The organism is Kribbella pittospori, assembly GCF_004331465.1.
GTDB lineage: Bacteria > Actinomycetota > Actinomycetes > Propionibacteriales > Kribbellaceae > Kribbella > Kribbella pittospori.
This window is the reverse complement of record NZ_SJKB01000011.1, coordinates 77917-96893: the sequence shown is the minus strand read 5'-3', so window position 1 is coordinate 96893 and position 18977 is coordinate 77917. Positions and strand designations below refer to the sequence as shown.

Annotated in this window: 13 protein-coding genes and 1 pseudogene; 4 read left to right on the top strand and 10 right to left on the bottom strand. The window is 68.3% G+C overall.

What is annotated here, in order from left to right; all coding sequences use genetic code 11:
* Positions 1-5 precede the first annotated feature (5 nt).
* On the top strand, positions 6-698 hold the full coding sequence (locus E0H73_RS31285; RefSeq protein ID WP_131362342.1) for an ATP-binding cassette domain-containing protein: 693 nt from the start codon (positions 6-8) through the stop codon (positions 696-698).
* Entirely contained in the window at positions 695-2758 is a 2064-nt protein-coding gene (locus E0H73_RS31280) for a YhgE/Pip domain-containing protein (RefSeq protein ID WP_131362340.1), read from the top strand. The genes E0H73_RS31285 and E0H73_RS31280 overlap by 4 nt, the downstream gene beginning before the upstream one ends.
* A 121-nt stretch (positions 2759-2879) precedes the next feature.
* Here E0H73_RS31280 and E0H73_RS31275 read toward each other — a convergent pair whose 3' ends face one another.
* From E0H73_RS31275 to E0H73_RS31240, 8 genes are all read right to left on the bottom strand, one after another.
* Positions 2880-3854, bottom strand: a complete 975-nt coding sequence (locus E0H73_RS31275; RefSeq protein ID WP_131362338.1) for a hypothetical protein — start codon at positions 3852-3854, stop codon at positions 2880-2882.
* A gap of 234 nt (positions 3855-4088) precedes the next feature.
* The gene (locus tag E0H73_RS31270) at positions 4089-5333 is read right to left on the bottom strand and encodes a hypothetical protein (RefSeq protein ID WP_131362337.1); all 1245 of its coding nucleotides are present in this window, start codon (positions 5331-5333) and stop codon (positions 4089-4091) included.
* Complete coding sequence (locus E0H73_RS31265) at positions 5330-6235, bottom strand: carbohydrate ABC transporter permease (protein WP_238164390.1); 906 nt, start codon at positions 6233-6235, stop codon at positions 5330-5332. Before E0H73_RS31265 ends, E0H73_RS31270 begins: the two co-directional genes overlap by 4 nt.
* Positions 6236-6245: 10 nt before the next feature.
* Positions 6246-7136: a carbohydrate ABC transporter permease gene (locus E0H73_RS31260; protein ID WP_131362335.1), complete on the bottom strand. Its 891-nt coding sequence runs from the start codon at positions 7134-7136 to the stop codon at positions 6246-6248.
* Position 7137: 1 nt separating this feature from the next.
* Positions 7138-8517 (bottom strand): N-acetylglucosamine/diacetylchitobiose ABC transporter substrate-binding protein, encoded by a 1380-nt coding sequence (gene ngcE / locus E0H73_RS31255; protein ID WP_131362334.1) that lies wholly within the window; start codon positions 8515-8517, stop codon positions 7138-7140.
* 110 nt (positions 8518-8627) lie between these two features.
* Positions 8628-9299 carry an N-acetylmannosamine-6-phosphate 2-epimerase gene (locus tag E0H73_RS31250; RefSeq protein ID WP_131362332.1) on the bottom strand — a complete coding sequence of 224 codons (672 nt, stop codon included), beginning with the start codon at positions 9297-9299 and terminating at the stop codon, positions 8628-8630.
* Positions 9296-10198 carry an N-acetylglucosamine kinase gene (locus E0H73_RS31245; protein WP_131362331.1) on the bottom strand — a complete coding sequence of 301 codons (903 nt, stop codon included), beginning with the start codon at positions 10196-10198 and terminating at the stop codon, positions 9296-9298. Before E0H73_RS31245 ends, E0H73_RS31250 begins: the two co-directional genes overlap by 4 nt.
* The gene (locus tag E0H73_RS31240; protein ID WP_131362329.1) at positions 10195-12855 is read right to left on the bottom strand and encodes a PLL family lectin; all 2661 of its coding nucleotides are present in this window, start codon (positions 12853-12855) and stop codon (positions 10195-10197) included. The genes E0H73_RS31245 and E0H73_RS31240 overlap by 4 nt, the downstream gene beginning before the upstream one ends.
* A 137-nt stretch (positions 12856-12992) precedes the next feature.
* Between E0H73_RS31240 and E0H73_RS31235 the strand changes: the two genes are divergently transcribed.
* Positions 12993-14078, top strand: a complete 1086-nt coding sequence (locus E0H73_RS31235) for a glycoside hydrolase family 172 protein (RefSeq protein ID WP_131362328.1) — start codon at positions 12993-12995, stop codon at positions 14076-14078.
* Between the two features lie 113 nt (positions 14079-14191).
* Here E0H73_RS31235 and E0H73_RS31230 read toward each other — a convergent pair whose 3' ends face one another.
* Both E0H73_RS31230 and E0H73_RS31225 read right to left on the bottom strand, forming a co-directional pair.
* Positions 14192-15622: a gamma-aminobutyraldehyde dehydrogenase gene (locus E0H73_RS31230; RefSeq protein ID WP_131362327.1), complete on the bottom strand. Its 1431-nt coding sequence runs from the start codon at positions 15620-15622 to the stop codon at positions 14192-14194.
* A 9-nt stretch (positions 15623-15631) separates the two neighbouring features.
* Positions 15632-17323 (bottom strand): annotated as a pseudogene (locus E0H73_RS31225) (amidohydrolase).
* A gap of 130 nt (positions 17324-17453) precedes the next feature.
* Between E0H73_RS31225 and E0H73_RS31220 the strand changes: the two are divergent.
* Complete coding sequence (locus E0H73_RS31220; RefSeq protein ID WP_131362325.1) at positions 17454-18833, top strand: aspartate aminotransferase family protein; 1380 nt, start codon at positions 17454-17456, stop codon at positions 18831-18833.
* Positions 18834-18977: the final 144 nt, after the last annotated feature.

Genomic DNA, 18977 nt, shown 5'->3' with positions numbered 1-18977 from the left:
ACGGGATGCTGCTCGAGGCCAGCCGGATCAGCGTGCGCGGCCCACACGCACCAATGCTCGACACGACATCGGTGCACGTCGCCGACCATCAGGTCGTGCTGCTGGCGGGCTACCCAGGCCCGGGACATGTCGCGGCAGCGCTCGGGCTGTCCGGTCGCTTGCGACCTGACACCGGCCGGGTGCGGCTGGACGGCGCGACTGACGCCGCTCTGCTTCGGCGCCGGGTCGCTGTGGTCGACGCACCCGGCATCACCGCGCCGGATGACGCGCTGCCCGTGCAGACCGTGGTCGGCGAGGAACTGGCGATCGCCGGACGCAGGGCCGGCCGGAAGGCAGTGCTGGAGTGGCTCGACGAGCATGGCGCCGCACAGCACGCGGGCAAACGCTTCGAGCACCTGCCGGTCGCCGAGCGGACCGAGTTGCTGGCCGAGCTCACAGTGGCGCGACTCGAGGTACAGGTCGTCATTCTGACGATGCCGGACCGCCATGGTGGCGATCCGCATGAGTGGTACGCCCTCGGCCGGCGCCTGGCGTCCCGCGGATACGGCGTGGTCATCACCTGTGCTGATGCGTCGGCACGACTCCTGGGTGTGCCGGCCGCACAGCTCGGTTCTGTCGATCAGCCCGAGCCGATCCAGGTCGCGCCCGTCGCGCCGGTGGAACCCGTGACTGCCATTGATGAGGAGCTGAAGGCGTGACCGCGCTGCGGATGGCGTTGAGTGAGTTGCGGCGGCTGACCGCGGGACGATTGCTGAAGCTGGCGGTGGTCGCGCTGCTGCTCGTCCCGGTCCTCTACGGCGGCCTCTACCTCTACGCCAACCACGATCCGTACAGCCGCCTCGACAAGATCCCCACCGCCGTCGTCGTCGAGGACGCAGGTACAACGCTGTCCACCGGCGAGAAGCTGAACGTCGGGCCGGAGGTCGCGGACGAACTGGTGAAGTCGAAGAGCTTCGACTGGCACCAGGTGAACCGGGCCTCCGCCACGGACGGGGTGTCGGACGGGAAGTACGAGTTCGCTCTGGTGCTGCCGAAGTCGTTCTCGGGTGACCTGGCATCGAGTGCGGAGTTCGCGCCCCGGCAGGCGAATCTCGAGCTGCTCACCAACGACGCCAACAACTACCTCGCCCACACGATCGCGAACCAGGTCGTCGCGCAGGTCACCAAGACCGTCGCATCGCAGGTCAGCGAGACCGCGACGAGCAAACTGCTGGCCGGCTACAACACCATCCACACGCAGGTCAGCCAGGCAGCCTCCGGTGCCGCGCAACTCCAGACTGGTCTTACCAGCGCCGCGTCCGGTGTCACCAAGCTCCAGACCGGGGCGACCCAGCTCAACACCGCACAGAAGCAACTCTCGGCCGGCGCGACCAAGCTGGCGACCGGGACTGCCCAGGCGTCGCAAGGCGCGACCGAGCTCGCATCGGGCGCTAGCAAGCTGGACTCCGGCCTCGGCACGCTCAAGCGCAAGACTGCAACCCTGCCGAAGCAGACCAAGACGCTTGCCAATGGCGCCGATCAAGTGGCCGACGGCAACGAGAAGGTCGCTACCGTCGGACGCCAGGTCGCGACCGCGTCCAGCACCCTGGTCAAGGATCTGAGCACCGTAGACGGCACTCTCGCGCAGCGGCTGAAGGCCCGTGGCTTCACCCAGGCGCAGATCAACCAGGTGCTCGCCGAGACCGCCAAGCTGCGCGGCCCGGTCGTCACCGCGAACACCAAGATCCAGTCGACCTCCAAGCAGCTCAACCAACTCGCGAGCGGCGCCCGCAAGGTCTCGAACGGCGCCGCCGCCCTCTCCAAGGCAACGCCGGCACTGACGAACGGCATCAGTACGGCGGCCAACGGCGCCAAGCAACTCGACACCGGGGCGGGCCAACTCAAGACCGGACTGACGAGTCTGCAGACCGGCGCTCAACAACTCGCGGCCGGTGAGAAGCAGGCGGTGACCGGCCAGGGCCAACTGCTCACCGGTGTGAACAGCCTGGCCGGTGGAGTCACCCAGTTGAAGACGGGCGCGACCCAGCTCAACACCGGGCTGGCGAAGGGCGTCAAGCAGATCCCCAACCCGTCCGCCGACCAGCGCAAGGCGGTCGCCGAGACCCTCGGCGCACCCGTCACGCTGCAGAACGTCTCACAGGCGACCGCGGACAGCTACGGCGCCGGCCTGGCACCGTTCTTCCTTAGCCTCGCCTGCTGGATCGGCGCGTACGTTCTCTTCCTGCTGGTCCGGCCGTTGTCACCGCGAGCGTTGGCTGCCTTGCAGTCGCCGTTCCGGGTCGCGCTCGGTGGATGGTTGCCCCCGGCCCTCTTCGGCGCGATTCAGGCCACGCTGGTGTTCACCGCGGTGACCCTTGGCCTCGGCATCCACGCCGCCCATCCGTGGCTGACCGCCGGCTTCCTGATCCTGACGTCGTTCACGTTCGTCGCGATCCTGCACGCGTTGTCCGCCTGGTTCGGTGCCGTCGGCAAGTTCCTCGGCCTGGTGCTGATGGTGATCCAGCTGGTCAGCGCCGGCGGCACCTTCCCGTGGCAGACGATCCCAACCCCGCTGTACTTCTTCCATCACGCGCTACCGATGAGCTACGCGATCGACGGCGTCCGTCACCTCATGTACGGCGGCCCCGGCACCTCCCTCGGCCGCGACCTCCTCGCCCTCGCAGCCTGGTTCGCCGTGGCTCTCGCGGCCTCAACCCTCGCCGCCCGCAACCAACGCGTCTGGCCGGCCAAGAAACTCCAACCAGAACTCGCCCTCTAACGCCACCCCACCCCCGACTTTGAGCACCGCTCAGTCATCTCGGCGGCCCGAAAACGGCCGAGCGGTGCTCAAAGTGCGGCGCGGACCGCCGCGGACCGGCGCGGACCGCCGCGGACGGGTGTCAGTTGGTGGCGACGACGCCGCTGGCGGTGAAGTTGTAGGTGGTGCCGCCGATGGTGAGCGACCGGACCGCGCCGTGCCAGGCGTTGTCCCGGCCCTTGCCGACGCCGGCGGAGATGAACTTCGCCGAGTCGCCGAGCTTGCTGAGCGCCTCGGTCAGGGTGCACCGCGAACCGTTGATCCCGCACTTGTCAGTGCCGGAGTTGAAGTAGGTCCCCGTGAAACCCCAGTGGTTGCCGGTGTCGGCCGCCGCGTCGATCTTCGTCCAGGCGTTGGACGTGGAGTTGTCCGGCGAGTACACCAGCGTGGTGTAGGTCGCGCCGGTCGCCGGGTTCGAGATCTCGAACTTGATCGACGGCATGTTGCCGGCAATCGCCGAGTTCTCACCGGTCTGGAAGACCTCGTACTTGACCGCGCTCAGCGCGACCGGCTTGCCCGCGAAGTCGGCCTCGTTGCCCCACATGACGGCGTCCTGGCCGGTCGGGACGTTGAAGTTCAGGCCCTCGCCGGACGAGGACTGACCCAGCTCGGCCCGCGCGTTGCCGATCGTGTTGCGGAAGATCTCGCCCCAGTTCTTCAGGTACGCCGGTCCGCCCGGGCCGTCGATCTTCGCCCGCAGGGCCGCGTCCAGGTCCGATTCAGCGATCGTGCCTGCCTTGATCTGGGTGCTGCTCTTGATTGCGTCGGCCTTGCTGACGTCGGCCGCCGCGATGGCCTGCCGGAAGTCCCAGCCCATCCGGTCCAGCGGGATGGTGTTGGTGTGGATCATCGAACCCCACACCGCCGACGGGCCGATCTTCGCGGCGGTCACCGCCTGGTTCTTCAGCTGCGCGGTGCCGACGGTGTTCGGCCCCGGGACGACGGCCGTAGCCGCACGCGGTACTGCAGGACTCGCGGACGCACCCCCAGTCAGCCCCACCGTGGCGACGATCGCCGCCACCCCCAGTACCGCAGCGCGGCCAGTGTGCTTGTGCATCGTGATTCCCCCTCCAGGTGTCCGGCCCCGTGGCCGGATCGTGGGACGCCGGGCATCGAAACCCGGACGTTGCACCTGGCAACCGATCGCCAGCGCCCCGTGGTGGTGTCCTGCCGGACTAGACCGGGAGGAGCTTCCGGGTGTGACATCGGTGTGGGAACACGGAGCGTTACATCATCTCTGGAAGTATTTTTCCTGCCCCGGATCCGGTCCGAGGCCCAGGTCCGGTCCGGGCTAGCTGTTCACGAAGGCTGCGGTTTCGGACAGGAGGCGGTTGGTGGTGGGTTGGTCGAAGAAGGTGATGAGGGCTTCGTAGGCGCCGGATTCGGCGGCGGACGGGTCGACGATGTAGCCGTAGTAGCCGTCTGTGTAGCCGACGACGCGGGTGATCGGGTGCGTACTGTCCGCCTGCAGGCAGGCGCCGTGCAGGGCGAACAGTTCAACCGGCAGGTTGACCCAGCACACGTCGCCCATTGTCACCACGCTGACAGGTAGATCCAGTGTCTCCGGCAACGATGCAGCCGCCATCAGCGCCTGCCCGCGGGCGCCATCGAGCCGGGTCTGCGCGATCCGGGCCGACGGGTCGTCGACACCGCCACGCAACGATCGCTCCGCTGTCGCAACGGCCGAGGCACGATCGTCGGCCGACGGGAGATCGCGGACCGGCAGCCTGATCGTCGTACGGCGAATGACCGGGGCGGACTGGGGTAGCTCGAGGCCCGGGCCGGCCAAGGCCTCGCGGACCCGGGACGCGAGCAGACCGCCCAGGCGTGCGACCTCGACGGCACCCCGGCCCTGACGGGTGAAGCGTGGACTGACGTCGCCGGCAGCGCCTTGGAGGTAGCCGACCACCGCCGGTGCCAGGGCGGCACGGGCGGCGCCTGGCCAGTCGGCGGAGTACTGCAGGTTCTCCGGGCCGTGGGTTGTCGGGTGGCAGGCGAAGTCCAGCAGGATCGCCTCCAACGAGCCGTCGAGGGAGTGGAGCGCGAGGATGCCGGCGGTGTTGTCGTGCGGACCGTTCTGCCGGTGCCGGTTGGTGCCGACCCCGACCACCTCGATCGATCGCCAGGACGCCGTCACCGGACGGCGCTCCAACGTTGCATTGGCGATCGAGGCGCTCAGCGCCTCGTACAGGACCGGCTCACGCTCGGCCGGGATGACCGGATGGATCTGGCCGGTCCAGCCGGACGGCGCGGAGTGCGTGTGCGACGCGGACACCACCACGTTCGCCGGCGGGATCCCGGCCACCTTGGCGGCGGCCGCGGCCAGTTCCGTGGTCAGTTGCTTGCCCACAGCAATCGCGTCCAGGGTCAGCCACAGCACCCCGGGGTCGTCCGCCGTACCGAGCCAGATGATGGTGGCTCGCAACGGGTCCGCGGCGCCGGTCGCGGGAGCGGTCCGGGCCGCGTACCCGTCCAGGCGGTGCCCGGGCGGCGGGGTGACGTCGAGCGACGTCGCGGCGAGCAGGAGATCGGTCACTTCAGGGCTCCAGCCGTCATACCCGTGCTGATCTGTCGATGGAAGGCAAGATAGACCGCCAGCACGGGGAGGATCGAAATGGTCAGTCCGGCGAACAGGCCGGAGAAGTCGCTGTGGTACCCCTGGGTCACCGCGATGTTGGCCAGTCCCTGGGTGACCAGGTAGCGGCTCTCGTCGGTGTTCAGCACCAGCGGGAGCAGGTACTCGTTCCACATCCCGAGGAACTGGAAGATGCCGATGCTGACCAGACCGGGGCGGGCCAGCGGCAGCATGATCCGGAACAGCACACCCCAGTGTGAGCAGCCGTCGACGAGCGCCGCCTCGGCGAGTTCCTTGGACTGGGTCCGGAAGAACGCGGTCAGGAAGAACACCGAGAACGACATGCCGTGGGTCGCGTACACCAGGATCAGGCCGAGGTACGTGTTGAGCAGATCCAGGTTCTGCACGACGAAGAACAACGGCACGAGGGCCATGAACCCAGGGAACACCATGCCGCCAACGAAGACGTAGTACAGCACCCGGCTGCCCGGGAACTCGAAGCGTGCCAGCACGTACGCGACCGCGGACGACAGCAGCAGCGTCAGCAGTACGCCGCCGCAGACGACGATCAGGCTGTTGAAGAAGTACGTGCCGATGTGGGACTCGTTCCAGGCCCGGGAGAAGTTGTCCCAGTGCCACACCGACGGCAGGCTCCACGGACTCTTGAAGATGTCCGCGTCGGACTTGAACGAGCTGAGCACCGCCCAGAGCAACGGGAACACCACCATCGCGCCCCAGACGAGCACGAATCCCTGGGAGGTGCCGCCGAGCACCCGTGATCCCACGGTCCGCCCGGTCGGCGGGTCCGGTACGGCGGGCGCCTGGGCGGCGTCGATCCGGGCCGGATCCATCAGAGTGGCCACCTGTGCTCCCTCAGTACTCGACCCGTTCGCGGCGGGTCAGCCGGAACGTCAGCAGGGTCAGGATCATGTTGATGGCGAACAGCGTTACCCCGATCGCCGAGGCGTAACCGAACTTCCCGTAGGTGAAGGCGTTCGTGTACATGTACAGCGAGATCACCTGGGTCGCGTCGTCCGGTCCACCCGGCCCGACCGACAGGATCTTCACCAGCGCGAACAGGTCCAGCGCGCCGATCACCTGGAACGCGAGCGCGACCTGGACGGTGTTCCAGATCAGCGGCAGCGTGAGCCGCCAGAACGACTGGAACGCGCCGGCACCGTCGAGCAGCGCCGCCTCGTAGAGCTCCCGCGGGATCGCCGCCATCGCCGCGGTGAACAGTACGACGTAGAAGCCGACGCCACCCCAGACGACTACGGCCATGATCGAGCCGAGCGCTGTCTTCCCGTCACCCAGCCACAGCTGGGCCAACCCATCCAGCCCGATCGCCCGCAGGAACCCGTTGAGCAGTCCGTTGCGCGGCTCGAAGACGAACTGCCACAGCACACCGACGACGGCGATCGACAGCACGCTGGGGAAGAAGTACACGACCTTGTAGAACTTCGCACCCGGTACGCCGCCGCGGTAGTTCAGCATCGCGGAGAAGAACAGCGACAGCGTGACGATGATCACCGGCAGGCTGACCAGCAGGAACAGGTTGTGCCGCAGCGCGACCCAGAACACCGAGTCGTGGAACAGCGTGACGAAGTTGTCGAAGCCGATGTAGCGGTAGTCCGCCGACAGACCCTCCCAATCGGTGAACGCGATCGGGAAGGCCTGCACGTACGGCGAGACCACGAACACGGCGTACAAGCCGAGCGGGACGAGTAGCAGGCTGAGAACGAACCGGTACTTGCCGTGATGCATGTCAGACGTGGAACTTCTTGATCGACGAGTCCTTGGCGGTCTCGTCGGCGTACTTCTGCATCTGCTTGCTCCACTCGTCCGGTGTCACCTCGCGGTTCATCAGCGCTGCCATCGCCTTGTCCGAGTTGTCGAGCAGCTTCTTGTACCAGAGCCGGAACGACCAGTCGGCGAACATGTTTGTGCCGGCCGCGGTGATCACGTCCTGCATCGACTTGTTCGCGGACGACAGCTCGACGCCGTCGGACGCGCCCTGCACCACGGTCAGTGACTTGGTCACCTGGGTGAAGTTCTTCATGCACTGCTTGGACAGGATGATCCGCAGCAGTTCCAGGCCGCCCTGCGGGTTCTTCGCCTTGGCCGGGACGATCAGCGCACCACCCGGGCCGCCGGTCACCGTCTCGAACGGCGCCTTGTCGTCCTTCGACCAGCCCGGGACCGGCACCATCGTCATGCCCAGGTCCTTGGGTGCGATGGCACCCAGCTCGTTCTCCAGCCAGCCACCGCACGGGATGAACACGGCCTTGCCCTGCGCCCAGTAGGTCTGCGACTGCGTGTGCGACAGCGCCTGCGAACCCTCCAGCAGATAGCCCTTCGCGGCCAGCTCCTGGTAGCCCTCGGCGGCCTGGATCAGCGCCGGGTCACGCCAGGCGTTCGGCTCCAGGTTGTCGACCTTCTTCTTCAGGTCGGGACCGGCGGCCTTGTACGCCGTCATCAGCATCGGGTTGGTCAGGTAGCCGGGGAACTTGCCCTGATAGGTCCACGGTGCGATCCCGGTCTTCTTGATCTCCTCGCAGAGTGCGAGCATCTCGTCCCAGTGCTTGGGGTAGGTCCAGCCGTGCTTGTCCATCAGCGGCCTGCTGTACCAGATCCCGCCGACGCCGAACACGTACGGCATCTCGTACTTCACGCCGTCGTACCGGCCGGCCTCGGCGACGCCCGGCAGCAGGGTGTCCTTGACCTTCTTGCCGGGCTCGTCGTACGCGTCCATCTCGAGCAGCGCACCGATGTCCATGACCTGCTTCTTGCTGGCCAGGGTGGCGCCGTCGAGGCCGACGTTCTCGATCAGGTCCGGCGGGTTGCCCTGGATGAACCGGGGCTGGAGCTGCTGCTGGAGCTGCTGACCGCTGGTCAGCTTCACCTCCGCCTGCGGGAACTCCTTGCGGTAGAGGTCCAGCGGCATCGTGGTCCATTCCTTGCCGTAGCCGCCGTCGAAGTTGAAGAACTCCAGCGGCTTCGAGCCGTCCACCGAGGCGCCGGTGCTCGCGGCCGGGGCGGACTTGTCGGCGACCGGCTTCGCACACGATGCGAGCGCCGCCACGGCGGGCGCGGCCAGCGCCACGCGGAGGAGGGTACGGCGGTCGACCTTGCCGGCAGTGCTCATGTGTCGCGTCCTCTCCCAGGGTTGAGTTGCGTCATGGATACGCCGCCCGGCACTCGCGCGGAAGAGGATTCGACCCTCGTCGACAAGGTGGGCTAGACCACTCGGATGGCCTATGTACCCGGGATCGCCTGGACCAATCGGGCCGTGATGTCCATCGGATTCGTGATCGCGTGACCGACCACGACGGCGTACGCGCCCGCATCGCACACAGCGCGGACGTGTTCGGGCGTACGAATCCTGCCTTCGGCAACGATCGGGCAGTCCAGCTTCGCCGCCAGCTGCCGGACCAGCTCGACGTCTGGTCCGGTCGGCGGCGTGCCATTGGTATACCCGGACAGCGTGGTCGCGACCAGGTCGGCGCCCGCCGCGCGGGCCGCGAGACCCGCGTCAACGCTGTCCACATCGGCCAGTACCTGTACGCCGAGCTCCTCGTGGATCCGGGCGATCTGCTGGTCCAGCCGCTGCCCGTCCGGTCGCGGCCGCATCGTGCCGTCCAGCGCGATCAGGTCCGCTCCGGCTTGGGCCACCCCGACCGCCGAGTCGTACGTCGGGGTGATGAAGACGCCGGCCGGGTCGCCCAGTTTGTTCAGCCCGATGATCGGCAGGTCGGTCACTGCCCGGATCGCGGCCACGTCGAGCGCCCCGTTCGCCCGGATCGCCCCGGCGCCTCCCGCCTCGGCCGCGCGGGCCATCAGCGCCATCGCCTCGGGCGAGTAGAACGGGTTGCCGGGACCGGCCTGGCAGGACACCACGAGGGTGCCGTGGGCAAGAACTCTCATCATTCCCTGCTTTGTCGTCTTCGGTGGATCACGGTGAGGTCTGCGTACGGCTGCAGCGATCCGGTCGCCAGCCGCTCGGCACCGTCGAGCGAGTTGCCGACGGCGGGGGTCAGCCGTGCGCGGGCGGACAGCGCCGCGCCGACCGGCTCCAATAACTGATCGCCGGCACCGCGGAACAGCCCACCGACACACGCGACCGGCACCGGTCCTTCGCCGGCCAACTGCGCAACGGCCGCGTTGATCGTCTCCCCGATGTCACCGGCCGCCCGTACGACGAGATCCGCGGCAACCGGGTCGCCTTCAGCGGCACAACGCAGTACGTCGGGCGCGAAGCGGGCAACGTCGTCGACGAGTGTCGGCGACCGATAGAGCGTGACTGGATCGAGCGGGGTGTCCGCGAGTTTGGTCACCGGGCCGCGGCCGTCGCGGGCGCGCTGGACGGCAACCAGACCGGCACGACCGATCGCGAAGGCACTGCCCGCGTCGCCGAACAGATACCCGTGCCCGTCGAGCTTGTGCCAGCTGCCGTCGCGGTCCACCGCGAGGCACACGAGACCGGTGCCTGCGGCAACCACTACGCCGTACCCGTCGGGCAGCGCACCGGCATGCGCGGTCACCATGTCCTGCGTCAGCCGCACCTCGTCGGCGTCCAGCAACTCGCCCACGTCCGCCGCGAACTCTTCTGCCGCTCCCGGCGCGGGCGGGTAGCCCGTCAGGCCGAGCGCGACCACCCCGACCGGTCCGCTCACACCCGCCTCGGCCGCGGCCGAGCCGACAGCGGTCAGCATGCGTCGGAGCGCGTCCGGGCCGTGCGTGTACCCGGGGCCTGTGCCGGTCCGCCGGGACGGGAGGGCTCGGAGTCGGAGGGCGGACTGACCGCCGTCGATGGCGAGGTGAGTCATGCGGTGATCCAGTGCGAGTAGTCCTGCCACGGCAGGTGCCAACGGTTCACCTTGCGGGTCCGGCGGTCCTGTCCGGCGATGTCGTTGGCGACCAGGCGGACGGTTCCGAGCGTCTCGTCGTACATCACGGCGGGTGAACCGGTGAAGTGCAAGGTGCCGACAGGTTCCCACGGGGTGTGGCCGCCACGCACGTCGATCATCGAGCAGTGGTGGATCCGGCGGTCCGCGCCGAGTACGTACACCTCGACCGCGTCGGCGCCGGGGTTGAACGCGACCACTGGGTCGTCGGCGAGCTCCAGCTTGCCGAGCTGTTGCCACCGGCCCTGACCAACGCGGTCGTCGAGGTAGGTGTGGTGGAGGTGGCCGTCCGCGCCGCGTACGTAGATCTCGGTCGATCGGGCCGGCTCGTTGCGCGCCCAGACCGGTTCACCGGCGGCGATCAGGTCGCCGAGTACCGCTTGGACGCCGTCCTGGGTACGGACGATGCGGCCGTCGTCACGCCGTACGAAACTGACCGGCGCCGGCTGTCCGGCGAGGATCGCGTCGAACGCACCCTGGACCTTGGCCACAGTGACGCTGTGCTCGGTGCTGGGTTCAGGCGGGAAGAAGGGGTCGCCGGTCAGGTAGAGCATCGCTCCGATCAGCGCGGGCGCCACAGACCAGCCGGTCTCGACGCAGTACGGTCCCCAGCCGATGTCGGCGTTCGAACCGAAGTACTCCCATGCCTCGAAGTCGAACGCCCGCTGCCAGGTCCCGTCGAGTTGCTCGTCGTCCGGGTCGTCGATCTGGATCCGGCTCAAATAGTCGAGTACGCCGTGCGCCAGCTCCTCGAACACCTTCTCGCCGGTGACCTGGTACGCGAGCGGAAGTGCCCAGGCGGCGAACGGGGTGCCGTACAGCTGGTCGGTGATCGGATCGCCGTTGGCCTGGAAGATGGACGCCTCGTCGACGCCGTACGCCTCGTTGCTGGGCGGGCACTTCCCGTCCCACTCCGCGAATCCGCCGTCCGGACCCTGCCGGCTCTTCAGGTACGTCGCCAGCGAGCGGAGCGTCTCCAGATAGAGGGGCTTGCGGGTGTAGTGGTAGGCGCCGACCAACGGCAGGAGGAAGCGGCCGGCCTCACAGGTCCGGCTGGTCTCGAGGCGGGCGCGCGGGTGGTGGCTCGCCATGTGGTCCAGTCCGCGGGTGGCGATGTCGAGGTACCGCTGCTCGCCGGTCAGGCCGTACGCGTACAGGTAGGCGCACTGGGCCGAGCTCTGCCAGTGCGAGGTCAGGTCGAGGCCGTCCTCGATCGGGGTCCGGGCGATCTCCTCCCAGCCCTTCACCAGGATCGTCGACGGGGTTCGCCACGGGTCGACCTGCAGGCCGAGTTCGTCGTTCGCGGTCCGGATCAGCGACTCGACGCCGCGCAGGCCGGCCTCGGTCGCACCGGAGATCAGCGCGAACAGGGAGATCCACCCGTTGTCGTCGGCGAACAGGTTGTTCGTCGCGGTCAGATCGGTTCGGGCGCCGCGTGGCTCCCAGGCGCCGAACAGGTGGTTGCGGTCGGTGAGCTGTTCCTCGTCGACAACCAGGCGCATCAGATTGTCGGCAATCGTACGACCGCGCGGGAAGTCCGCCAGGTCGGCGTACATCCGGAACGCGTGCGCGGTCTGGGTGAAGCAGTCTCCCCGTGGTACCGCTCGGAACGGGAGTCTGCCGTCGAGGTCGACCTCGTTGGAGAAGCCTTCCGCGACGCCCTTGGACCCGTCCGGCCGGTCGTAGAACATGCCGGCCCGGTCGAACCACGCGATCCCTTTGTCGACCATCCGGCGATACCGCTCGGCCCGCGGGCCAACCGTGACGGTCGTCTGCTGGTCGCCGACGGTGAAGGTGTGTTCGCCGTCGTCCAGGTACTGCGGCTCGGACTCGAACGTCCCGGTCGCGGTCTCGATCAGGTCGAGGTCGGAGGACGACGGCTTGGACGTGGACCGCGCGACCAGGCGGACCGATTCGCCGGAGGCGACCCAGACGCGTGGCTCGGTGAAGACCTCGAGGTCCGGTGGGATCTCGGTGCCGGTGACCTCGGCGACGATCACCTGCATCAGGCGCTGCCAGCGGCGTACCGGCTTGTAGCGGCCCTTGACGTGGTGTGTGAGTGCGGTCGTCGCGTAGAGCAACCGGCCGTCGCCGACCGGGATGTCGAGCAGGGCTGGGAAGGTGTGTTCGGGTGGGCCGAAGACCGCCTTGTGCGTGCCGGCGACCGTGCCGTAGCTGAGCAACTCGACCGCGTTGCTCGGGGCAACTACTTCCTGAGTGCGGGACAGGTGCTCGTCCAGGATGCTGAGCGGCTCCAGCCCCGGCAGCGCCGCCGTGGTGAAGATCCGCTCGATCTGCGCCTCCCGTACGTCGCCCGCCGGGAGGAATCCGGTCTCGTCGAGGGCAAACTCGACGTACGCCGATCCGCCTGAGGCGACGTACTGCGCGAGCGCGCCGGTGTCGAAGTGGTCGGGGTCCGGATAGCGGCCGGCGAGGACGAACACCGCGCGATGACCGGTGAGCTCGGCGGGCTGGGCGTCGTACCGGACGTGCGGGAGCCCGGCCCGATCCAGGGCAGCGGTGAGCGTGGCCGCCGGGCCGGGTGGTCCGATGACGGCGACGGGCGCTGATGCGGTCACCGGTTCACTGTCGCCGACTCCGCCCGGCCGGGTAAAGCACCTTGAGTAGACCACTCCGGGCTTCCGGGACGCTCAGGTCTCACCCAGTCCGCCGGTGAACGCCTGCTGACCGGTCGCGACCTCTAGGGTCGTTCGCCATGGGTGACTTCAACGGGCTCGACGTCCATCTCGGCAACGTGGCGCGGTTGTCGGCGGCACGGACCTACTCGATCAGTGCGGAGAATCCGGACGGCGCGAAGGCGGGCGGTGCCCGGGCGACCGAGGGCGCGTACTCACGGCAGGCCCGCGAGCTCGGCCCGGGCTGGAAGATGGCGCCGTGCATCCCACTCGCACCGGGGTCGACCACGACGATCGCGGACATCGAGGGACCGGGCGCGATCACGCACGTGTGGATCACGGTCGACTCGAAGCTGTGGCGGTCACTGGTGCTGCGCGCGTACTGGGACGACGAGGCGACGCCGTCGATCGAAGTACCGCTGGGCGACTTCTTCTGCAACGGCTGGGGTCAGCACTGCCAGGTCAGCTCGGTGCCGATCGCGGTGAACCCGTCCGGCGGTTTCAACAGCTACTGGCAGATGCCGTTCCGCGGCCGCGCCAAGCTGACGATCGAGAACCTCCTGGAGACAGAGGTCCCGGAGCTCTTCTACCAGGTCGACTTCGTCAAGACCGAGGTCCCGGAGGACACCGCGTACCTGCACGCGCAGTGGCGGCGCAGCAACCCGATCCCGTACGGCGAGGTGCACACGCTGCTGGACGGCGTCCGCGGGCAGGGGCAGTACGTCGGCACCTACCTCGCGTGGGGCTGCAACAACTCGGGATGGTGGGGTGAGGGCGAGGTCAAGTTCTACCTCGACGGCGACGACGAGTACCCGACCATCTGCGGCACCGGGACCGAGGACTACTTCGGCGGCGCGTGGGGGTTCATCCACCCGGAGGGCGAGTACGCGACGTTCACGACGCCGTACCTCGGCATGCCGCAGGCTCTGCAGCCGGACGGGTTCATGAAGAACCAGCAGCGGTTCGGGCTCTACCGCTGGCACATCGCCGACACGATCCGCTTCACCGAGGACCTGCGGGTCACCGTGCAGGCCCTGGGGTGGCGGCGCGACGGCCGGCTGCTGCAACTCCAGGACGACGTGGCGTCCACGTCGTACTGGTACCAGACCGAGCCACACGCACCGTTCCCGTCGTTGCCCGGGAAGGACTATCTCGAGGTGATCTAGGTGGGCCGGTGCACGCCAACAGGAGGTGTCGCGGGCGGCATGAACGGATCACGCTCGTCGGGCCTGCCTGGTCGACGAATTGAGGCGACACCTCCTGTCGAGCTGCACGGGACCTACGCCTCGATGTTCGACATCACGTGCTTGATGCGGGTGTAGTCCTCGAGGCCGTACATGGACAGGTCCTTACCGTGGCCGGAGTGCTTGAAGCCGCCGTGGGGCATCTCGGCGACGATCGGGATGTGAGTGTTGATCCACACGCAGCCGAAGTCGAGGCGGCGGGCCATCCGCATCGCGCGGCCGTGGTCGCGGGTGAACACCGACGAGGCCAGGCCGTACTCGACGCCGTTGGCCCAGCGCAGTGCCTCGTCCTCGTCGGTGAACCGCTGGACCGTGATGACCGGGCCGAAGATCTCCTGCTGGATCGCCTCGTCGTCCTGGCGCAGACCGGAGACGACCGTCGGCGCGTAGAAGTACCCGCGCTCGCCGACGACCGCGCCGCCGGTTCGCACCGACGCGTGGTCGGGCAGGCGATGGACGAAGCCGTCCACGCGGTGCAACTGGGCCTCGTTGTTGAGCGCGCCGTACGCGACGTCAGGGTCGTCGGGGCGGCCGGTACGGGTGCGGTTGGCGCGGACGGTCAGCGCGTCGACGAAGTCGTCGTGGATCCGCGGACCGGCCAGCACCCGGGTCGCGGCGGTACAGTCCTGCCCGGCGTTGTAGTAGCCGGCGTCGGCGATCGCCTGCGCGGCCTGCTCCAGGTCGGCGTCGTCGAAGACCACGACCGGCGCCTTGCCACCGAGTTCGAGGTGGGTGCGTTTGAGCTGCCGGGCCGCCGACGACGCGACCTCCATCCCGGCCCGGACCGAGCCGGTGATCGCGACCAACTGCGGGATCTCGTGGTCGACCAGAGCCCGGCCGGTGTCGCGATCGCCGCAGACGACGTTGAAGACACCCGGTGGCAGGAACTCGTTGCACAGTTCGGCGAGCAGCACGGTCGAGGCCGGGGTGGTGTCGCTCGGCTTCAGCACGATCGTGTTACCGGCGGCAAGGGCCGGCGCGATCTTCCAGACCGCCATCATCAGCGGGTAGTTCCACGGCGTCACCTGACCGACGACGCCGATCGGTTCGCGGCGTACCCACGACGTGTGGCCGGCCAGGTACTCGCCCGCCGAGCGGCCCTCCAGCACCCGGGCGGCACCGGCGAAGAACCGCAACTGGTCCACACAAGGCGGCACCTCATCGGTCGCGGCGATCGCCAGCGGCTTGCCGGTGTTGCGGCTCTCCACCGCGATGAACTCGTCAGCGCGCCGCTCCATCGCATCGGCGATCCGGAGCAGGGCCAACTGCCGCTCGGCCGGCGTGGTGTCGCGCCAGATCTCGAACGCCCGCGCGGCCGCGGTCATCGCCTGATCGACGTCCTCCGGACCCGACAGCGGCGCGCGCGTGTACGTCTCGCCGGTGGCCGGCGCGATCACGTCGTACGTCGCTCCGCTCTGAGCAGGGACCGGCTTGCCGTCCACGAGGTTGGTGAGGGTTTGCTCCATGTCCGTCCCTTATCTCGTCGATTGATCGCCGAAGACGCACTCGCCCTCGACATAGGTGGCCCGCACTCGGGCGGCTCCGATCTCGTCGGTCGGGCCGTTGAACGGGTCCCGGTCGAGTACGACGAGATCCGCCAGCGCTCCGCCCTCGATCCGGCCGGTGTCGTCGGCATGGTTCAGCCAGGCACTTCCCGAGGTGTACGCCGCCAGCGCAGTACTCAGGTCCAGGGCCTGTTCGGGAAGGAAGGCTTCGGGATCGCCTGGCGCCCGGCGGTTCACCGCGACGTGGATGGCGGCCAGCGGGTCGGGGCTCGACACCGGCCAGTCGGAACCGGCCGCGAGCCGGGCACCTGAGCGGGCGAGGCCGCCGAAGGCGTACTGCCACGAGGTCCGCTCCGGACCGAGGAACGGGATGGTCAGCTCGACCATCTGTGGTTCGTACACCGCCCACAACGCCTGCAGGTTCGCGGCGACGCCGAGACGAGCGAACCGGCCGATGTCGTCAGGGTGGATCACCTGCAGATGCGCGATGTGATGCCGCAGGTCGCTGTCGCCGTTCTGCGTCAACGCCGCCTGGACGCGTCCAGTGCCTCCCGGACCGCGCGGTCGCCGATGGCATGCACGTGGACCTGGAATCCGGCGGCGTCCAGCTGGGTGACATGGCTCCGCAACGCGATCGGGTCGACGAACGAGAGGCCCGCGTTGGCGGTCCGGCAGCCACAGCCGTCCCCTGACCGGGGCGGTGGGGTGGGGTCGAAAGGTGCACAGTACGGCTCGAGCATCCCGGCGGTGAAGTTCTCCGCCACACCGTCCTGCATGATCTTCACGCTGTCCGCCCGGAACCGCGCGAACTTCACCGCGTCCCGACGTTCGATGAGTTCCTGGAGTTGCTCGGAGCCACGGTCGCGCTGCCACCACAGCGCGCCGACGACTCGTGCGGTCAGCCGTCCGTCGCGCGCGAGTTCGGCGTACGCCGCAGTCGCGTCGCTGATGTTCGCGTAGTCGCCGAGGATGGCGTCCTGCCAGCCGGTGACGCCGAGCGAGTGGAGGTAGGCCTGTGCGTCGAGGAGGGCGGCGATCATCTCGGCATGGGTCGTCGGTGGGACCAGGCGGCGGACGAGATCCATGGCGCCCTCGTGCAGGGTGCCGGTCGGCGTACCGTCCCGGGCGCGCTCGATCCGGCCGTCCGGTGGATCTGGTGTGGTCGCGTCGATCCCAGCTTGGGTGAGTGCTCGTGAGTTGACCCAGGCGCCATGGTGGTCGGCGTTCACCAGGAACGCCGGACGGTCGCCGGTGACCACGTCGAGGTCGGCTTTGAGCGGTGCGGCGCCGGGGAAGTCGGGCTGGTGCCAGCCGGCACCGAGGATCCACGGGACGTCCGGGTGCGAGGCGACGTACCGCGATCGTCTCCTGGTACGCCGCGAGTCCGCGGGCGGGTGAGAGGTCGCAGTGGGCGCGTTCGAGGCCGCCCTGCACCGGGTGGATGTGGGCGTCCACGAACCCGGGCAGCAGGAGACCGCCCTCCAAGTCGACCACCTCGGTGTGCGGACCACGCAGCCCGGCGGGGTCGGCGGTGATCACGGCGATCCGGCCGGCCCGCACACCGACCGTCAGGCCCGGTCGGTGGCGGTGGCCGTCGAAAATCGATCCGTTCACGAACAGGGTGTCCACCCTGGCAACCTCCCCGTGGTACGGATTTCGCATCAGAAGCCTATGCGAACCGATGACATCGACACCATATCGGCTGGATGGGCACGAAATCACTTGCCTAGACGCGTTTTCCCAGGCAGGATGACCAACTACACACAGCCATCCGGAGCCGAAGGATCTGACCATGTCGTTCGACGATGCAGAGTTCGCCACCCTGCAGAAATCGGCGCGCGACCACCTCTGGATGCACTTCACCCGGATGTCCAGCTACGCGAAGGCCGACATCCCGGTGATCGTGCGCGGCGACGGTGCCTACATCTACGACGCCCGCGGCAAGCGGTACCTGGACGGTCTGGCCGGACTGTTTGTCAACCAGCTCGGACACGGGCGCACCGAGCTCGCCGAGGCGGCCGCCAAACAGGCGTCCGAACTGGCGTTCTTCCCGCTCTGGTCGTACGCACATCCCAAGTCGATCGAGCTGGCCGAACGCGTCGCCGGCTACGCACCGGGCGACCTGAACCGGGTCTTCTTCACCAGCGGCGGCGGCGAGGCGGTCGAGACCGCCTGGAAGCTGGCCAAGCAGTACTTCAAGCTCACCGGCAAACCCGGCAAGCACAAGGTGATCAGCCGTGCGATCGCGTACCACGGCACCACCCAGGGCGCACTGTCCATCACCGGTCTCCCGGATCTCAAGGCGCCGTTCGAACCGCTGGTGCCGTCGACGTTCCGGGTCCCGAACACCAACATCTACCGCGCCCCGATCCACGGCCACGACCCGGCCGCGTTCGGCCGCTGGGCAGCCGACCAGATCGCGATCGCGATCGAGAACGAGGGGCCGTCGACGGTCGCTGCGGTCTTCCTCGAGCCGGTGCAGAACGCCGGCGGTTGCTTCCCGCCACCGCCCGGCTACTTCGACCGGGTCCGCGAGATCTGCGACGAGTACGACGTACTGCTCGTCAGCGACGAGGTGATCTGTGCGTTCGGGCGGCTCGGGCACATGTTCGGCGCCGAACGCTACGGCTACCAGCCCGACATGATCACCTGCGCGAAAGGCATCACCTCCGGCTACTCACCGCTCGGCGCGATGATCGCGACCGACCGGCTGATCGAGCCGTTCCTGCACGGGGACACCACATTCGCCCATGGCTACACCTTCGGTGGCCATCCGGTATCAGCCGCGGTCGCGCTGACCAACTTGGACATCTTCGAGCGCGAAGGAATCAACGAGCACGTCCGGGCCCGGGAGGGGGAGTTCCGGGCGTCGCTCGAGAAGTTGCTCGATCTGCCCTTGGTCGGCGACGTCCGCGGTGCGGGGTACTTCTACGGGATCGAACTGGTCAAAGACAAGGCGACCAAGGCGACCTTCGACGACGACGAATCCGAACGACTGCTGCGCGGATTCCTGTCCAAAGCCCTCTTCGACGCCGGCCTCTACTGCCGAGCCGACGACCGAGGAGACCCCGTCATCCAACTCTCCCCACCCCTGATCTGCGACCAGCAGCATTTCGACGAAATGGAACAGATCATCCGCTCCGTCCTCACCGAGGCCGAATCCAAGCTGTAGTCCGGACGGCTGAGGGTAAAGCCCCACGCGAGCTACGCAGCCGCTCCGCGCGCTCCCACCCACCCGACGTTCCCTGGTGGGCGACCGCCCACACCTGCGCGCTGCCGCGCGCGTGCCCGCATCCTCGCGCCGCGTTTCAAGCGA